Below are 17083 nucleotides of genomic sequence, written 5' to 3' on the forward strand. Positions count from 1 at the left end.
CGAATGTCGTCGTCGTTGCGCGTAGTGTTAAACGCGAACTCTTTCGTACAATGACGGATTCGTCGCAGGCGAACTGGGACAGAGAGCGCATTATTTGCTCGCGCCGCGTTTGCCTAAGCAGTCCTCATGCTGAGGAGGCGCCTGCAAGGCGCCGTCTCGAAGCACGAGGGCTGCGCTGACACTCGTTGGTTTCTGGAGGCGGCCCTCGTCCTTCGAGACGCGCGCATTGCGCGCTCCTCAGGATGAGGGCCTTTGGCTCACACATCCAAATTGGCGACGTTCAGCGCATTCTCCTGAATGAATTCGCGCCTCGGCTCCACGACATCGCCCATCAGCTTGACGAAAATGTCGTCCGCCTCCACGGCTTCCTTCACCTTCACCTGCAGGAGCGAACGCGCGTCGCGGTCGAGAGTCGTCTCCCAGAGCTGTTCGGCGTTCATCTCGCCGAGACCCTTATAGCGCTGGATCATCAGGCCTTTGCGGCCGATCGAGTTCATCGCGTCGTAAAGCGCGAGCGGACCGGAGAGCGGAGCTTCGTCGCCGCGCCTGATCAGGGTCGCCGGCGCGGCGAAGATTTCGCGCAGGCTCTCGGCGCGCTCATGGAGCTTGCGCGCCTCGCTTGAATTCAAGAGCGACGCGTCGAGCGTCACGGCATGAGTCACGCCGCGCAGCGTGCGCTTGAAGACATATTCGAGACTTTGGCCGGCGTCGCGCACCTCGCCCGTCCAGCCGCGCTCGGTCTCCTCCGAAATCGCATCGAGGCGCCGCGAAATGTCGTCGGCGTAGCGCTTCGCCTCCGCTGCATCCGTCAGCGGCGTCAGATCGCCGGCCATCGCCGCCTGTTCGATGACGGCGCGGTCATAGCGCGAATGCAGGCTCAGCATCACATTGCGAAACGCGCGCGTGTCTTCGAGCGTTTGACGCAGGTCGGCGCCGGCGCGATCTTCCGAACCGGTGCGCAGCACGGCCCCGTCGAGCAGGCTTTCGATCAGATAATCTTCAAGCGCGCGTTCGTCTTTCAGATATTGCGTCGACTTGCCGCGCATCACTTTGTAGAGCGGCGCCTGAGCGATGAAGATATGCCCGCGCTCGATCAGCTCCGGCATTTGCCGATAGAAGAAGGTCAGGATCAGCGTGCGGATATGGGCGCCGTCGACGTCGGCGTCCGTCATGATGATGACCTTGTGATAGCGCAGCTTGTCGACGTTGAACTCGTCGCGGCCGATGCCCGTGCCAAGCGCAGTGATCAGCGTGCCGATCTGTTCGGACGACAGCATCTTGTCGAAACGCGCGCGCTCGACATTGAGGATCTTGCCGCGCAGCGGCAGCACCGCCTGAAATTCGCGATTACGGCCCTGCTTGGCCGTGCCGCCGGCGGAGTCGCCCTCGACGATGAACAGTTCGGCCTTGGCCGGATCGCGCTCCTGGCAGTCGGCAAGCTTGCCTGGGAGATTGGCGACGTCGAGCGCGCCCTTGCGGCGCGTCAGCTCGCGCGCCTTGCGCGCCGCTTCGCGCGCGGCGGCCGCTTCGCACACTTTGGAAACGACGATCTTGGCTTCGGCTGGATGCTCCTCCAGCCACTGGCCGAGCAATTCGTTGACGATATTCTCGACGGCCGGGCGCACTTCCGAGGAGACGAGCTTGTCCTTCGTCTGCGAGGAGAATTTCGGGTCCGGCACTTTCACCGACAGAACGCAGGTCAGTCCCTCGCGGCAGTCATCGCCGGTGAGATCGACTTTCTCGCGCTTGGCGACGCCGGAGGATTCGGCGTAGCCGGTGATCTGGCGCGTCAGCCCGCCGCGAAATCCAGCGAGATGCGCGCCGCCGTCGCGCTGCGGAATGTTGTTGGTGAAGGCCAGCACATTTTCGTGATAGCTGTCGTTCCACCACAGCGCGACTTCGACGTTGATCTGGTCGCGCTGGCCGTGAATGAGGATCGGCGCCGAGACAAGCGGCGTCTTCGCGCGGTCGAGATAGCGCACGAAAGCTTCGAGCCCGCCCTCGTAATAAAGCTCGTCGCGCTTGACCTCGGCGTGTCGCGCGTCGGTCAAAACGATGCGCACGCCGGAATTGAGAAAGGCGAGTTCGCGAAGCCGATGCTCGATCGTCGCAAGGTCGAACTCGGTCATCGTGAAGGTCGCGGAGGACGGCAGAAACGTCACTTCGGTGCCGCGCTTGGGCGCGCCGTCGACGACCGGCGCGTCCCCCACGACGATGAGCGGCGCAACCGCGTCGCCGTTGGCGAACTCTATTGCGTGTTCTTTGCCGTCGCGCCAGACGCGCAGCTTCAGCCACACGGAGAGGGCGTTGACCACGGAGACGCCGACGCCGTGCAGACCGCCAGAAACCTTGTAGGAGTTCTGGTCGAACTTTCCGCCAGCGTGCAGCTGCGTCATGATCACTTCGGCCGCTGAAACGCCTTCCTCATGATGGATGTCGGTCGGGATGCCGCGGCCATTATCGAAGACCGTGCAAGAGCCGTCTGCGTTGAGCGTCACGTCGACATGGGTGGCATGGCCGGCGAGCGCCTCGTCGATAGCGTTGTCGACCACCTCGTAAACCATGTGGTGGAGGCCGGTGCCATCGTCCGTGTCGCCGATATACATGCCGGGACGCTTGCGCACGGCGTCGAGGCCACGCAGCACCCTGATGGACCCTGCGCCATATTCCGCCGGGTCGCCGTTCAGATTGTCGCTATCGCTCATATTTTTTGGGAGTTTCCGTGCTGTTGAGGGCTTATGATTCGAACAGGCGATCTTACCGCGAATGGCGACGTCAATGCACGGAAATAGTTGACGATTGGGCGCTTTTGCCAGGGAACGCGCCAACTATCCCGGGCGCTCGCTGACCCTTAGTGCGGGCTGGAACCATTTGCTGCGGCCGCTAGTTCACAGGCGGGGCGACGCGCTCGCGTTTCGGGCTGGCTAAGTTCGCGGGCCGCCAAGAGAAAGTCACTTTCCATGAAAGCGCTTACCTTCCACGGCAAAAGCGACATTCGCTGCGAGAGCGTTCCCGACCCCAAAATCGAAGACCCGCGCGACGCTATCATCAAGGTCACCGCCTGCGCGATCTGCGGCTCCGATGTGCACATTTTCGATGGCGTCGTTCCTGAAATGCATACTGGAGACGTGCTCGGGCACGAAACCATGGGCGAGGTCGTCGAAGTCGGCTCGGAAACGAAGAAGCTGAAGGTCGGCGACCGAGTCGTGGTGCCCTTCACCATTTCCTGCGGGGAATGTTTCTTCTGCCAGCGCGGCTATTTCTCAGCCTGCGAGCGCACCAACCGTGACCACTCCAAGGCTGAAAAGCTCTGGGGGCACTCTCCGGCCGGTCTGTTCGGCTATTCGCATCTCCTGGGCGGGTACGCTGGCGGCCAGGCGGAATATCTGCGCGTGCCGCACGCGGACGTCGGGCCCATCAAGGTCCCCTCTCAGCTTCGCGACGATCAGCTGCTGTTTTTGTCCGACATTTTCCCGACGGGCTATATGGCAGCCGAATTCTGCGACATTAAGCCCGGCGACGTCATCGCGATCTGGGGGTGCGGCCCGGTCGGCCAATTTGCCATCCGCAGCGCGTTCCTGCTTGGCGCCGAACGCGTCATCGCGATCGACAAGGTGCCTGAGCGGCTCAGCCTCGCCAAAGCGGCCGGGGCGGAGACGATCGACTATAGCAAGGTTGATGTTTACGAGGCGATCCAGAGCCTGACGAAGGGCCGAGGCGCCGACGCCTGCATTGACGCGGTCGGAACCGAACCCGACCCGACCGCTAGCATCGACTCGATGATCGACCGCGCCAAGGTCGCGACGTTTCTTGGGACCGATCAGCCGCATGTGCTGCGCCAGGCGATTCATTGCTGCCGCAATTTCGGAACGGTGTCGATCGTCGGCGTTTACGCGGGATTTCTCGACAAAGTGCCGCTGGGATCGGCGATGAATCGCGGCCTCACCTTCCGCATGGCGCAGACTCCCGTTCAGCGCTATTTGCCGAGGTTGCTTGAACGTATCGAGTCCGGGGAAATCGATCCGTCCTTCGTCGTCACGCACCGCGGATCGCTCGAGGACGGGCCTGAGCTCTACAAGACTTTTCGCGACCGGAAGGACGGCTGCGTGAAAGTCGTGCTCACTCCTTGATACGTAAGCGCTAGTCCCCGGATACGTTCGGAGGATCGCGGTCTTGGACCTTCGCGCGGCGGCGGAGAATGCCGCGCGTCACCACGTCAACGCGTAAGGCGAAGAGCAGGGCGATGATCAGAAATGTGGCGCCTATAAACCAGGCCGTGAATCCGACAAGAGCGCCTACAGCCAGCCAGACCACACAGAGGGCCAATCCGAATATCGCCAGTACGGTCGTCATTCTGCCCGATAATGGTTGTCCGTTGCGGAAACAGGAGACCGCCGCTGTCACGTTCTACACGCCATGAGGCTTACTCCAATTTTTTTCAATTGCGACGCGAAATCTCGCGAAATCCCCTCTTCATTCGTTCATTTTCGCGTAATACGAGTGTTTTTATCATCTATAGATCTCAGGTTGCGGCATGCCGAGCGCCTACGCGGCGCGCCCTCAAACATGGGTGGCGCATCCGGGCGTGACAAGCAGAGGCTCGGCCGACATGCGCAAGGGCGCAAATAGGGCGGGGTCGGCGCCAGTCATCCAGACCTGGCCGCCAAGCGCCTGTAGTTCCGCGTAGAGAGCCTCCCGGCGCTTCACGTCGAAATGCGCGGCGATCTCGTCGAGAAGAAGAATCGGCGCATGTCCGGTCATGGCGTTGATCAGCTTCGCATGGGCCAGAGTCAGCCCCGTCAGCAGGGCTTTCTGCTCGCCGGTCGAACAGGCCCGAGCCGCCTCATTTTTTGGACCGTGGCGCACGGCGAGATCACTCGCCTGTGGACCGATTAACGTTCGTCCAGCGGCGGCGTCGCGGCGGCGCGACGCGGCGAGTTCGCCGCGGTACCATTCCTCCACTGCGAGCGCTGGCTCGAGCGCCAGCCGCCGCTCCAGCTCGCCCTCGATCGTCACGTCCGCCCAAGGGAAGGGCGAGGCGTCGTCGCGTCCTGCAGCGATCAGCGCGACGAGTCGCGAAACGGTCTCGCGCCGCGCGGCGGCCACGGCGACTCCGAGCGCGGCGATCTCCTGCTCAGCGGCGTCGAGCCAGCGCCGGTCGGCGACGCCTTCTTCGAGAAGCCGGTTTCGGTTACGCAGCGCCCGCTCCAGCCTGTTGGCGCGCGCGCCGTGCTCGGCGTCGACGCCGAGCGCCAGCCGATCCAGAAAGCGCCGTCGTTCGCCGGCCGCGCCGGAAAAAAGTCCATCCATCGCCGGCGTGAGCCAGAGCACCCGCACATGATCGGCGAAGGCCCGCGCAGAACTCACAGGCATGCGATCAACGCGAAAAAGCCGCTCGCCTGACGGCGTCAGACCATGCCCGAGCTGCGTCGTCACGCCATCGGCTTCGACTTCGATCGAGACGGCGAAACCGCCGGCGCCGCCCCGCCTCGCGCATTCGGCGAGTTCCGCGCGGCGCAGGCCGCGGCCGGGCGAGAACAGCGACAGCGCTTCGAGCAGATTGGTCTTGCCCGCGCCATTCTCACCGAAGAGCGCAATCATCGTCGACTCGAACCGGCAATCGAGCGCCGCATAGGAGCGGAAGTCGCTGAGCGTCAGGCGGCGCACGCGCGGCGCGCTCTTGGTCGAAAGGGTCATCATGACGCCGTCGCGTCAAAGCGACGAGGCGCCTTCGCGTGAGCGATCATTGCGCGCGGGAAACGCGGCGTCCCGGCGAGAGGATGGCGTAGCTGTGAGGTCCGGTGTAGGAGGTCATGACGGCTTCGATCAATGGTTCGTCCGACCCTTCGGCGGTTGACCAATCGACCGTGAAACTGGCGCCCGTGCCGCCGCGAACGTCGTCTTGCGCAATCAGGACCTGCAATGAGGCGTACGGCTTCAGATAGATGGGTTCATTCAGGTAGCTTTCGATCAACTGACCCGAGCCGTTGCGGTATTCGATCTTTTCGATCGCGAGAACATTCGTCGCCGAGGCGTTGTGGATTGACAGTGCGCCGGAGAAGTTCAGTCGCGTTACGCCGCCTTGCCCGATGAGCGTCGAATGCAGCGGAATCAGCGTGCGCCCGCGAAGGGCGAGTTTCTCCGCCGGGGCAGGTGTCGTGGCGTCGGGGCTGACGATGACGGGCTGAGCCGACGGCAGCGGCGACCGAGCCGCGCACTCCGTGACGAAGGCGCTCACGACCAGAGCGAGCGCAAGAACACGCAGGGCAAGAACACGCGGGACAAGGCTAAGCGGCATTGCGCACACCTTTTCCTTTCGACTCGACATATGCGGCGCCGGCGCACACTAGCATCGTGCTGCGAAAGGTCTAATCGAATGTCAATTGCCGTGGCGGCCGACGGTTGGACATGCGCGACGCGGCGTCGCATCGCGGAAGCCTAGCGTGTTTCGGTAATCTTGAGGCCAGCGAAGTGCGGTTTAACCGGGGGAGTCCGTGCTTGTCGGCCAGGCCTTGCCGGAAAGCGTCGCGCGCGACCTTATCGCAGAGCGGAGAATGTTGGCGCAAGCGTCCCGCGCGCGGAAAAGCTCTCCCGATCGGATGAGCGAAGTCGTTTGGCCTTACGCATAAAATCTGTATTCTCCGCCTGCGGCGATCGGAGTTTATTCAGTGGCGGGCGTGGGTTGTGCGCGGAGCCTTGAGGCTAAGCGCGTCTTGCTGATCGTCGGCGGGGGGATCGCCGCGTATAAATCGCTGGATCTCGTGCGGCGCCTGCGCGCGCGCGGCGCGCGGGTGCGCGTCGTCATGACGGCGGCGGCCAAGGAGTTCGTGACGCCGCTCGCCTTCGTCAGCCTCGCGAATGAAAAAGTCTACGACGATCTCTTCTCCGCAACCGACGAGCAAGAGATGGGCCATATCCAGCTGTCGCGGGACGCCGACCTTCTCGTCGTCGCGCCCGCGACGGCGCATATTCTCGCGCGCGCCGCGCGCGGCCTCTGCGACGATCTTGCGACCACTCTACTGCTCGCAACCGACACGCGCGTCCTTTATGCGCCGGCGATGAATGTGCGCATGTGGCTTCACCCTGCCACCCAGCGCAACGTCTCGACGCTGCATGGCGACGGCGCCTGGTTTGTGGGGCCAAACGTCGGCGACATGGCCTGCGGCGAATATGGACCCGGGCGCATGAGCGAGCCGCTGGAGATCGTCCAAGCGATCGAGGCCGCGCTGAAGCAGGACACAAGGCTGCCCGCCCCCGAAGGCCTATCGATGCGCGGCGGCGCGCTCGAAGGGCTGCATGTCGTCGTGACCTCCGGCCCCACCCATGAACCGATCGATCCGGTTCGCTATATCGCCAATCGCTCGTCAGGACGGCAAGGGCACGCCATTGCGGCGGCGGCGGCGCGCGCAGGGGCGCGCGTGACGGTGATCTCGGGGCCGGTCGCCCTCCCGGATCCCCCCGGCTGCGAGACCATACATATAGAGAGCGCGCGAGACATGCTGGCCGCCGTAGAGGCCGCGCTTCCTGCGGATATATTCGTCGCCGCAGCGGCGGTCGCCGATTGGCGCGCGGAGCCGGCGGTCGACAAAATCAAGAAGGGCGAGCGCGGCGCGCCGAGTCTGTCGCTTGTCGAAAATCCCGACATTCTTGCGAGCGTCTCACGCGGACCGAACCGCCCGCGCTTGGTCGTCGGCTTTGCGGCGGAAACGCGCGACCTTATCCGCCACGCGCAGGAAAAGCTCGCCCGAAAAGGATGTGATCTCATTGTCGCCAACGACGTCAGCGAGGGAACCGGCGTATTTGGCGGGGCCATGAACCAGGCCCATCTCGTCTCGCGAGCGGGCGTCGAAGACTGGCCGCGTCTTCGCAAGGAAGACGTCGCGGAGCGGCTCGTGGCGCGCCTTGCGCAGTTGATCGGCGGCGAAATGTCATGAAAGTCGCGATCCGCCGACTACCGAACGCCGAAGGGCTGCCATCCCCGGCTTACGCCAGCGAAGGCGCAGCGGGGCTTGATCTCCACGCCGCGCTGGCGCCGGGGCAAAAGCTGGTGCTGGAGCCTGGCGCCCGCGATCTCATCCCTACAGGGCTCTCGATCGCGTTGCCTCAAGGCTATGAGGGACAGGTTCGCCCGCGATCCGGTCTCGCCGCAGAGCACGGAGTCACCGTGCTCAACGCGCCGGGCACCATCGACAGCGACTATCGCGGCGAGATCAAGACGCTGCTGATCAATCTCGGGGGGCAGCCTTTCGAGATCGTTCGCGGCATGCGCATCGCGCAGCTCGTGATCGCGCCGGTGACGCATGTGATGCTTGAGGAGGTCGATGATCTCGACGCAACGACGCGCGGCGCCGGCGGCTTCGGGTCGACGGGCGTGAGCGGAGAAGGCGCGTGATGAAGCTTCTGCCGCGCACCGCTCGCTTCGCGCTCATGGCGACGCTCGACGTGGCGCTTCATGCACGGGGCCGGCCGGTGTCGTCAAAGCAGCTCGCGGCGCGTCACGATCTCCCTCCGCGACGATTGGAGACGGTCCTGCAGGCCTTGGTGAGAGCGGGGATTCTCAAAAGCGTAAGAGGGCCAGCAGGAGGCTATGCTCTGGCGCGCGAGAGGCGTCGTCTTTCAGTCGGCGAGATCGTTCGCGTCGCCTTGCGGGCGGAAGAGGAAGAGGCGCCGGACGTGGCGCCGCCGCTGCTCTCGGCGGTGCTGGAGCCGATCATCGCTGAAGCGGAAGAGAGCGCGCTCCGGCAATTAGACGACGTGACGCTCGACGATCTGCACGCCCGCGCGGTCGCGCTCGGTTTTGGAGAAAGGCCGGACGCGAGCGGCGCTTTTGAGATATGAAGCGCGCGAGCCGGCAAAGTTGCCGGATGGCGAGGAGGCGCGCATGACCTATGACACGATTGCAGTCGAGACGCAGGGCCGAGTCGGACTGATCCGTCTCAACCGGCCTGAAGCGCTCAACGCATTGAACGCACAGCTCATCGCCGAGCTCGACGACGCGCTCGCAGAGTTTGAATCAGACGACGGCGTCGGCTGCGTCGTCCTCACCGGCTCCGAGAAGGCCTTCGCCGCTGGCGCGGACATCAAGGAGATGCGCGACAAGGGCTTCGTCGACGCCTTCCTCGACGATTTCATCGGCCGGTGGGACGTCGTGGCGCGGGCCCGCAAGCCCATCATCGCCGCCGTCTCTGGGTTCGCACTGGGCGGCGGCTGCGAAATCGCGATGATGTGCGACTTCATTCTCGCGGCGGACACGGCGATCTTCGGCCAGCCGGAAATCAAGCTTGGCGTGATTCCCGGCGCCGGCGGCACGCAGAGGCTGACCCGCGCCGTCGGCAAGGCCAAGGCGATGGATCTCATACTGACGGGTCGGATGATGGGCGCCGAGGAGGCCGAGCGCGCCGGCCTCGTCGCGCGGATTGTTCCGGCCGCCGATCTTCTCGCCGAGGCGACCAAGACGGCGGCGACGATCGCGTCTATGTCGCTTCCTGCTGTGCTCATGGCCAAGGCGGCGGTCAACCGCGCTTTTGAATCGACGCTCGCGGAAGGAATTCGGCACGAGCGAGGGCTTTTCTATTCACTTTTCGCCACGGGCGATCAAAAGGAAGGCATGAACGCCTTCGTGGAGAAGCGGAAGCCGGCCTTCGTTAATCGATAGGGCCGCCATTGACGAACAGCGGCCGCCGCGCTTATAAACCACGCCACTTGGCCGCGATTTCGCGGCCGCTTGGTTTTTAGGCGGCGCATCGCCGTCACTTTCGAGGACACGCAAAGCATGGCCAATACGAGTTCGGCCAAGAAAGCCGTTCGCCAGATCGCCCGCCGCACTTCGGTCAATCGTGCGCGTCGCAGCCGCATGCGCACTTTTGTGCGAAAGGTCGAGGAGGCGATCGCCTCGGGCGACGCCTCTGTGGCGGCGGACGCGCTGCAAAATGCCGTGCCGATCGTGATGCGCGCTGCGCAGCGCGGCGTCATTCACAAGAACACGGCCTCGCGAAAGGTTTCGCGACTGACCGCGCGAGTGAAGGCGCTGGCCGCACAGGCGTAGAGGTTTCGCTGCGCATAGCGTGAACGCAACATTCTAAGAGCCCGGCGAGAGCCGGGCTTTTTTATTGCGCAGACGGCGACGGCAATTCGTCGCAATAAGGCCAGATGACACGGTCATGATTTTTTTTCGCAGCAATAATGCGTGATCATTCAAAATTCTCCCGATTCAATCTCTTGCAATGAAGCTGTCACGAACGGGAAAAAGCTAGGCACTTGACACGATTTTCTCGTTTGTTTCGCGCGGCGTTGGCGTGCGGCGAGCGACTCCAACGCGCCTGTCGCCTGTGGAATTTTATAGGCGGCGAATCATCGGCTTATGGCCAAAGATGACAAAAGATCGCGGCGCTCCGCTAGAGAACTCCAATCATTGTGACGGATTTAATCACGAGCGTCGTTGCGCGTGATGGCGCTGACGTGTAGCTTCTAAGGGTCGAACGAAAGGCGGTCGGCGTCGGTTTTTAATGGGCGCGCAATAATGAGGGGAACGACCTGCGTTCCCCGGCGCGGATGGGCCCAAAGTTAGACGCATTGCCGCCTTCCAGCCGTTCGGCTTGAAAACTCAAGTGATAGTTCGCAAGGGCGTAGAGTAGATTCCGTTTCCTGCGACGCGCATCAATCCGGGATTCTCGCTGATCCCGGACGAGGGGAGGCTTTTGCCATGGCGAAGAGGCGGTTGGCCGAGACAGTCGAGGGAGCGCGCAGCGTCAACGATCGCATCAGTGTGCGGTCGTTCACGGCGCCGTGCGGCGTCTGTTTCACGCAGGAGGCCAACGTCGGCAGATGCGCGCGGCTCGCGATTGGGCCGCCTACAAGAGTGCTGATTTAGCGCCGTTCGCGGCGGCAATTACTCGATCCAACTAGGTTCCTTTCGATCAGCGCCAGCGGCGAGATTCGCCGAGGGCTCCCTTTCTGGCGCTCGTTTCGGAAAAAAGGTCTGATATGTCCGATCATAGAGAACAATTGGCAGACGACGGAGTAACCGCTGAAGACCGCTCGAAATGGGACCGAGTCCGACACAGACTGAGGAGCGACCTCGGCGACGCGGTTTACAATTCCTGGTTCACGCGATTGGAACTCGAGCGCATCGACGGCGGCGCAGTGCATCTGACGGTGCCCACCAAATTTTTGAAAAGCTGGGTGCAGTCGCACTATGCGCCGCGCATCAAGGCGCGCGTGGCGAGCGAATTCTCGAAAGTAGAGCGCGTCCTCATCGACGTGCGTTCGCCTATGCGCAAGACGCGCTCGCGTGAAGACGGCGCAGATCAGGTCGAGTCCAGCACGCCGCACTGCGTCGCGCGCGCCGTCGCGACATTCGCGCCGACTCTCGAAGCGGCCAGCGAAGGCAATGCGCGCCGCGCCAATCGCCCGATGGCCTTGCGTCACGACGCCGACGCGTTCGTCGGCTCGCCGCTCGATCGTCGGCTGTCCTTCTCGACCTTTCTCGTCGGGCCGTCGAACCAGCTCGCCTACGCGGCCGCCTGCCGCGTCGCGGAGGCGCGCGCCGGCGATCTTCCGATGTTCAATCCGCTCTACGCCCATGCGGCGGTCGGGCTCGGCAAGACGCATCTCCTGCAAGCGCTTGCACATGCGTCGAACGACAACCGCCGCCACACGATTTATCTGACGGCCGAGCGCTTTATGAGCGGCTTCGTCTCTTCGCTGACCACGCATACGTCGCTGGCGTTCAAGGAGAAGCTACGCGGCATCGACGTGCTGATCATCGACGACGTTCAGTTTCTCCAAGGCAAATCAATCCAGCAGGAGTTCTGTCACACGCTGAACGCGCTGATTGACGCCGGCCGACAGGTCGTCGTCGCCGCCGACCGGCCGCCGTCCGAGCTCGACACGCTCGACGAGCGCGTGCTGTCGCGATTCAAGGGCGGGCTTTGCGTGGACATCGGCCCGCTGGACGAATCCTTGCGCATAAAGATCCTCGCCGCGCGCATCGCATCGGCGAAGGAGTCGCAATCCAGTTTCCACGTGCCGCCGGAGGTCATCTCCTACGTCGCGCGCACGATCGCCACCAACGGCCGTGATCTTGAGGGCGCCGTCAATCGGCTTCTCGCCCACGCCACGCTGACCGGGGCGCCGCTGACCGTCGAGACCGCGGAATCGGCCATTCGCGATCTCGTGCGCACTCAGGATCCAAAACGCGTCAAAATCGACGATATCCAGAAGCTCGTGGCGAGCCACTACAATATTTCACGCTCCGACATTCTGTCGTCTCGGCGCACCGCCAATGTGGTGCGGCCTCGGCAGATCGCCATGTATCTGTCGAAAGTGCTGACGCTGCGCTCGCTGCCGGAGATTGGCCGCAGATTCGGCGGCCGCGATCACACCACCGTGCTGCACGCGGTGCGGAAAATCGAGGAGCTCGCCGCCAAGGACAAAGGGCTCGCCGAAGTCATCGAACTTCTGAAGCGCATCTTGAGCGAGCAGTAGACTGCGGCTTGGCTGGGTTCACGCGTAACGCGGCGACGGGCGCGCAATCGCCGCCAGCCCGTCTTATCGGCCGGTCTTCACCGTCGTCCACATTCTGGTGATCAGTTTCTGAACTGTCTGATCGGGCGCCGTTACCGTAAACAGGCGTCGCATCGTGAGGTCGTTTGGATAGACCGACGGATCATTCGCGACCGCCTTGTCGATCAGCGGTCGCGACGGCGCGACGCCATTGGCGAAATTGGTGGCGATTGAATTGCGCGCGGCGATGTCGGGTCGAAGCAAATAATCGATAAAGAGATAGGCTTTGTCGAGATGGCGCGCATCCTTTGGAATCGCGAGATTGTCCAGCGACAGGAGCGAACCCTCGGTCGGTATCGCATAAGCGATATCGACGTCGGTGCCGGCTTCGCGGGCGCGATTGCGCGCTTGCAGGCTGTCGCCCGACCAACCGATGGCGACGCAAATGTCTCCGTTCGCCAGCGCATTGATATATTCAGAGGAATGAAATTTCTTCACATAGCGGCGCAGACTTCCTAAGAGGCCGGCGGCGCGCGAAAGATCCTTTGGATTTTTAGAATTGGGATCGAGCTTCAGGTAGTTGAGCGCGATCGCGAACATGTCCTCCGGACTGTCGAGCATGTAGACGCCGCAGTCGGCGAGCTTCTTTAGATTTTCCGGCCGCAGGACCTGATCCCAGCTCGTTATCGGCTTGNCAAGCCGCTCCTGGACCTTCGCGACATCGTAAGCGACGCCCGTCGTGTACCACATGTAGTTGATGGCGTAGCGGTTGCCCGGGTCGAAACGCGAAAGTCTGGAGTCGATCTCGGGCCAGACATTGCGCGCGTTGACAAGCTTGCTTCTGTCGATCGGCTGCAGCACGCCCGCCGCGATCTGCCGCTGGAGGAACGTCGCTGACGGCACGACCACGTCGTAGCCGGTGTCGCCGGCAAGAAGCCGCGCCTCGAGCATCTCGTTCGAGTCATAGGTGTCGTAAATGACCTTGATTCCGGTCTCTCGGGTGAAGTCCTCGAGCACGCTTGGATCGATGTAATCGCTCCAATTAAAAATGTTGACGACGCGCTCTGCGCCCAGGACGGGCGATGTTGCTGCGACGAGCGTGAGGAGGCATGCGAGAAGAAGCCGTTTCATGCGACTAGCCGTGTAGCGGATCAATGGGACGAACCTATCATGGTTGCGCGCGCTTTGGCGACGCGCCATGCTGGGTGGAGCGGGCGACACGCCAGCGGAGACACTATGACCGCGATCCTCGTAGAAGGCGCGACGGCGCTCGAAAGCCGCGCCGACGCGACCAAATGCGTCGCCCGCGGCGCCCGCCGCTACCTGAGGGCCTGCGGATTTTCGGTCGTTTGCGAGGCTCCTCTGCCGAACGGCCGACGCGCCGATCTCATCGCGCTCGCTTCCGACGGCGTCCTGCGCATCGTCGAGGTCAAGTCGAGCTACGCCGACTTTCGTGCGGATCTTAAATGGCCGCAGTATCGCGGCTTTTGCGATCGGTTCTATTTCGCGATCCCCGCATCGCTCGATCCGGCGATTTTTCCAAATGATGCGGGCTTGATCGTCGCGGACGCGCACGGGGCCCTGCTGACGCGCGAGGCGCCGGCTTTCCCCCTCGCGCCGGCCCGTCGACGTTCGATGCTGTTACGTTTCGCGGCGATGGCGGCGGACCGTTATTGCCTGCTGGCCTTCGGCGACGAACAGGCGAACTAAAGCCGTCAGCGGGGCGCACGCTTGGCGAGAATGCGTTGCAGCGTGCGGCGGTGCATGTTGAGCCGCCGCGCCGTCTCCGAGACATTGCGGTCGCACGACTCGAAAACCCTCTGGATATGCTCCCAGCGCACGCGGTCGGCGGACATGGGATTTTCTTGAGCGTCGGGTTTGTCGACCTGCGTCGCCATCAGCGCGTGATAGATTTCGTCGGCGTCGGCGGGCTTCGCCAGATAGTCGAAGGCGCCGAGCTTAACCGCGGTCACCGCGGTCGCGATGTTGCCATAGCCGGTCAGAATGATTCCGCGCGCGTCGGGACGTGACGTCTTCAGCTTTGAGATGACGTCGAGGCCATTGCCGTCGTCAAGCCGCATGTCGATGATCGCGAACGCCGGCGGGTTCGTCTCAAGGGCGGCAAGACCCTCGGCGACCGTTTCGCAGGGCGTCACCAGGAAGCCCCGCGCCTCCATCGCGCGCGTCAGTCTGCCAAGAAACGGCTTGTCGTCATCCAGAATCAGCAGCGAACGATCCTGTGGCGGCGCTGGAACTTGTTCAGGTTCCGAGACGCCTTCTCGATCGGCCTTCAATTCTTCGGTCGACATTGCGCGTTTCCAACCCTGATTTTTGTCAAATCTAGCTTATCGCCGGCGTCGCGTCGATTCTATTTGTCTTGTTGGGGAAGCCTTGGCCTGGCCGCGGCGGGCTCCAGCGCGGCCCGCGGCCATGTGACTTTGGCGATTGCGCCAGTGCGCGGCGGAGAAACATTCATTGTTTCGACTGTGGCGCCGGAGCGCTCCAACAGGGTTTTGGCGATGAAGAGGCCGAGACCAAGCCCTGACTCGGCGTCGTTTTTAGTGCGCCGCTCAACCGGCCGCCCTCGCAGATACGGGTCCCCTAGACGATCAAGAATGTCTGGAGAGTAGCCGGGCCCGTCGTCCTGAATGGCGATCGTCACGTAGCTTGAACTCCACCAAGCGTCGATCTTCACGCGTGACTTGGCGAAGTCCATCGCGTTTTCGACAAGGTTGCCCAATCCGTAAAGAATCGCTGGATTACGCGCCAGCACCGGCGCGTCGGAGGGTCCGTTTTTGGAAATTTCGACCTCGACGCCGAACTCACGCTGCGGCTCAACCACTTCCTGGATCAGCGTGTCGATCGACAGCAGATTCATCACGCTGCTCTGGTCTGTCGCGCCAAGCGAGGCCAGCTTGCCCAGGATCTCTCTGCAGCGCGCCGTCTCCTGCGCCAGGAGCGCGAGGTCGTCGCGCAGCGCTGGCGCATTCTCCGGCAGGGCATTCTGCAATTCTTTGATGATCAGCGTTATGGTCGCGAGCGGGGTGCCAAGTTCATGCGCAGCGGCGGCGGCGAGGCCGTCGAGTTGCGAGAGGTGCTGCTCGCGCTCGAGCACCAGTTCCGTCGCCGCGAGCGCATCGGCAAGGAGCCGCGCCTCGTCCGACACGCGGGCGGCGTAGATGCCGATGAACGCCGCGCTGAGCGCGAGCGCCGCCCAAACGCCGGTGCGGTAGAGGAGGGGGAACGTCAGCTTTTCGTCGGCGTACCAGGGCAAGGGATAATATTCGACCGTGAGCACCGTCGCGACCGCAATCATGACGATGCCGAGCAGCAGCGTCAGGTTGCTCGGCAGCGACACCGCCGAGATGATCACCGGCGTCAAAAACAACATCGCGAAGCTGTTCGTCAGTCCGCCGGTGAGATAGAGCAGAAATCCCAGCTGGATGATGTCGTAACCAAGGAGCACGGCGGCCTCGACGTCGCCGAGGCGGAAACTGCGCGGCGTGCCAAAGCGCATGCCGATGTTGAGCGTCGCCGACGCCGTGATGAAGACGAAGCAGAGGCCGACGGGAAAATCGAATCCGAGAATGAAATAAACGCCGATACATGCCGCCGCCTGACCGGTGATGGCCACCCAGCGGAGCATGAGAAGCGTCTCCATGCGCAGGCGCCGGGCGTCGTAGTCATAATCGACAGTTGTCATTTCAGTAATTCCATGGAGCGCTGCTTCCGGCGTGCTTCACAATCCCACGCCGCGCGACGCGCGCCAGATGCGCCACTGTCGCCGCAGCGGCGAGGGATCGCCAAGCGGGCGACACGGATCGTAATCGCTTCGGGCCAGCCGCTCCAGATAAAGTGGAGCGGTGGCGCAGGGGAGCAGCGCGGCGCGGGCGGGTCCGAGATCCACGGCCAGCCGGCGCGCCCGCTCATAGTGGGACTGCGCCAGTCCGTGCAATTTCTTCACGATCGGACCCAGCTCCTCGCGCCGACCTGACGGCCCGCCGTCATGCGCGAAGGCCTCGTCCGGCAGGAATTTCTGCTGTTGGGGACCCTCATCAAGAGCGCGCAAGATGCGCGTGAGGCCGAGCGCGACGCCCGCCTCATCGAAAGCGCCGGCCGACGGCGCTTGAAGATCTGCGCCGAGAATTCGCGCCGCCCAGCGAATCGGCGCCGACGCCGTAGCGCGGCAATAGTCCTCGAGCGCCGTCCAAGTCGGCATCGCATCGTCGTAGAGATCGAAAATATGCGCTTCCGTCAGCGCGACGAATTCGCTGCGGGGCAGGGAGAATCGCTCGATCGTGTCGATCAGCGCATCGGCCACGGGATTGGCGCGCACGCCTTCGCCTTGCGCGGCGTCGGCCTCCAGCGCGTCGACCCACCACTGTAGCCGCATCTCGCCGAGCAGCGGTTGCGTGACCTTGCCGCTGACGTCCGCCGTTTCCTGGGCGAAGGCGTAGAGCGCATGAATGTGCGGGCGCGCGGCCTGGGGCGCAAAGAGGCAGGCAAGCCAGAGGTCGCGGTCACGCGCGCGCAGAAGTTCCTCGCACTGCACATAATGCTCCTGCGAGGCGGCGGTCAT

The 17083-nt window shown here is 63.3% G+C and carries 15 protein-coding genes; 8 read left to right on the top strand and 7 right to left on the bottom strand.

The genetic code is table 11. From position 1 onward, the window contains the following. Positions 1 to 257 precede the first annotated feature (257 nt). Positions 258 to 2705: a DNA topoisomerase (ATP-hydrolyzing) subunit B gene (gene gyrB / locus A3OO_RS0111980; RefSeq protein WP_018408086.1), complete on the bottom strand. Its 2448-nt coding sequence runs from the start codon at positions 2703 to 2705 to the stop codon at positions 258 to 260. 255 nt (positions 2706 to 2960) lie between these two features. On the opposite strand from gyrB, the gene A3OO_RS0111985 reads away from it, so the two are divergent. Further along, positions 2961 to 4130 carry a zinc-dependent alcohol dehydrogenase gene (locus A3OO_RS0111985; RefSeq protein WP_018408087.1) on the top strand — a complete coding sequence of 390 codons (1170 nt, stop codon included), beginning with the start codon at positions 2961 to 2963 and terminating at the stop codon, positions 4128 to 4130. A 430-nt stretch (positions 4131 to 4560) separates the two neighbouring features. Here the strand turns inward: A3OO_RS0111985 and recF are convergent, their stop codons facing one another. Both recF and A3OO_RS21605 read right to left on the bottom strand, forming a co-directional pair. Continuing rightward, a complete protein-coding gene (recF, locus tag A3OO_RS0111995; RefSeq protein WP_018408089.1) occupies positions 4561 to 5700 on the bottom strand; it encodes a DNA replication/repair protein RecF in 1140 nt (379 codons plus the stop codon). Between the two features lie 43 nt (positions 5701 to 5743). Next, the gene (locus tag A3OO_RS21605; RefSeq protein WP_018408090.1) at positions 5744 to 6298 is read right to left on the bottom strand and encodes a DUF3124 domain-containing protein; all 555 of its coding nucleotides are present in this window, start codon (positions 6296 to 6298) and stop codon (positions 5744 to 5746) included. Positions 6299 to 6668: 370 nt separating this feature from the next. On the opposite strand from A3OO_RS21605, the gene coaBC reads away from it, so the two are divergent. From coaBC to dnaA, 6 genes are all read left to right on the top strand, one after another. Next, positions 6669 to 7934, top strand: a complete 1266-nt coding sequence (gene coaBC / locus A3OO_RS0112005) for a bifunctional phosphopantothenoylcysteine decarboxylase/phosphopantothenate--cysteine ligase CoaBC (protein ID WP_026222923.1) — start codon at positions 6669 to 6671, stop codon at positions 7932 to 7934. After that, positions 7931 to 8392 carry a dUTP diphosphatase gene (dut, locus tag A3OO_RS0112010; protein WP_018408092.1) on the top strand — a complete coding sequence of 154 codons (462 nt, stop codon included), beginning with the start codon at positions 7931 to 7933 and terminating at the stop codon, positions 8390 to 8392. The genes coaBC and dut overlap by 4 nt, the downstream gene beginning before the upstream one ends. After that, positions 8392 to 8838 carry an RrF2 family transcriptional regulator gene (locus tag A3OO_RS0112015; protein WP_018408093.1) on the top strand — a complete coding sequence of 149 codons (447 nt, stop codon included), beginning with the start codon at positions 8392 to 8394 and terminating at the stop codon, positions 8836 to 8838. Before dut ends, A3OO_RS0112015 begins: the two co-directional genes overlap by 1 nt. Before the next feature lie 43 nt (positions 8839 to 8881). Next, a complete protein-coding gene (locus A3OO_RS0112020; RefSeq protein WP_026222924.1) occupies positions 8882 to 9655 on the top strand; it encodes an enoyl-CoA hydratase in 774 nt (257 codons plus the stop codon). 117 nt (positions 9656 to 9772) lie between these two features. Further along, positions 9773 to 10045 (top strand): 30S ribosomal protein S20, encoded by a 273-nt coding sequence (gene rpsT / locus A3OO_RS0112025; RefSeq protein ID WP_026222925.1) that lies wholly within the window; start codon positions 9773 to 9775, stop codon positions 10043 to 10045. Positions 10046 to 10983: 938 nt separating this feature from the next. Then, on the top strand, positions 10984 to 12486 hold the full coding sequence (dnaA, locus tag A3OO_RS0112035; protein ID WP_026222926.1) for a chromosomal replication initiator protein DnaA: 1503 nt from the start codon (positions 10984 to 10986) through the stop codon (positions 12484 to 12486). 63 nt (positions 12487 to 12549) lie between these two features. On the opposite strand, the gene A3OO_RS0112040 is transcribed toward dnaA, so the two are convergent. Next, positions 12550 to 13635 (bottom strand): polyamine ABC transporter substrate-binding protein, encoded by a 1086-nt coding sequence (locus tag A3OO_RS0112040; protein ID WP_026222927.1) that lies wholly within the window; start codon positions 13633 to 13635, stop codon positions 12550 to 12552. 105 nt (positions 13636 to 13740) lie between these two features. Here A3OO_RS0112040 and A3OO_RS0112045 point away from each other — a divergent pair, with 105 nt between their 5' ends. Then, the gene (locus A3OO_RS0112045; protein WP_018408099.1) at positions 13741 to 14214 is read left to right on the top strand and encodes an MmcB family DNA repair protein; all 474 of its coding nucleotides are present in this window, start codon (positions 13741 to 13743) and stop codon (positions 14212 to 14214) included. Between the two features lie 5 nt (positions 14215 to 14219). Here A3OO_RS0112045 and A3OO_RS0112050 read toward each other — a convergent pair whose 3' ends face one another. The 3 genes from A3OO_RS0112050 to A3OO_RS0112060 are packed head-to-tail and all read right to left on the bottom strand — an operon-like array spanning position 14220 to position 17083. Beyond that, positions 14220 to 14813, bottom strand: a complete 594-nt coding sequence (locus A3OO_RS0112050) for an ActR/PrrA/RegA family redox response regulator transcription factor (protein ID WP_018408100.1) — start codon at positions 14811 to 14813, stop codon at positions 14220 to 14222. A gap of 59 nt (positions 14814 to 14872) precedes the next feature. Further along, a complete protein-coding gene (locus A3OO_RS0112055) occupies positions 14873 to 16207 on the bottom strand; it encodes an ActS/PrrB/RegB family redox-sensitive histidine kinase (RefSeq protein WP_018408101.1) in 1335 nt (444 codons plus the stop codon). A 36-nt stretch (positions 16208 to 16243) separates the two neighbouring features. Beyond that, the gene (locus tag A3OO_RS0112060) at positions 16244 to 17083 is read right to left on the bottom strand and encodes a phytoene/squalene synthase family protein (protein ID WP_018408102.1); all 840 of its coding nucleotides are present in this window, start codon (positions 17081 to 17083) and stop codon (positions 16244 to 16246) included.

It is taken from the genome of Methylocystis rosea SV97 (assembly GCF_000372845.1).
GTDB lineage: Bacteria > Pseudomonadota > Alphaproteobacteria > Rhizobiales > Beijerinckiaceae > Methylocystis > Methylocystis rosea.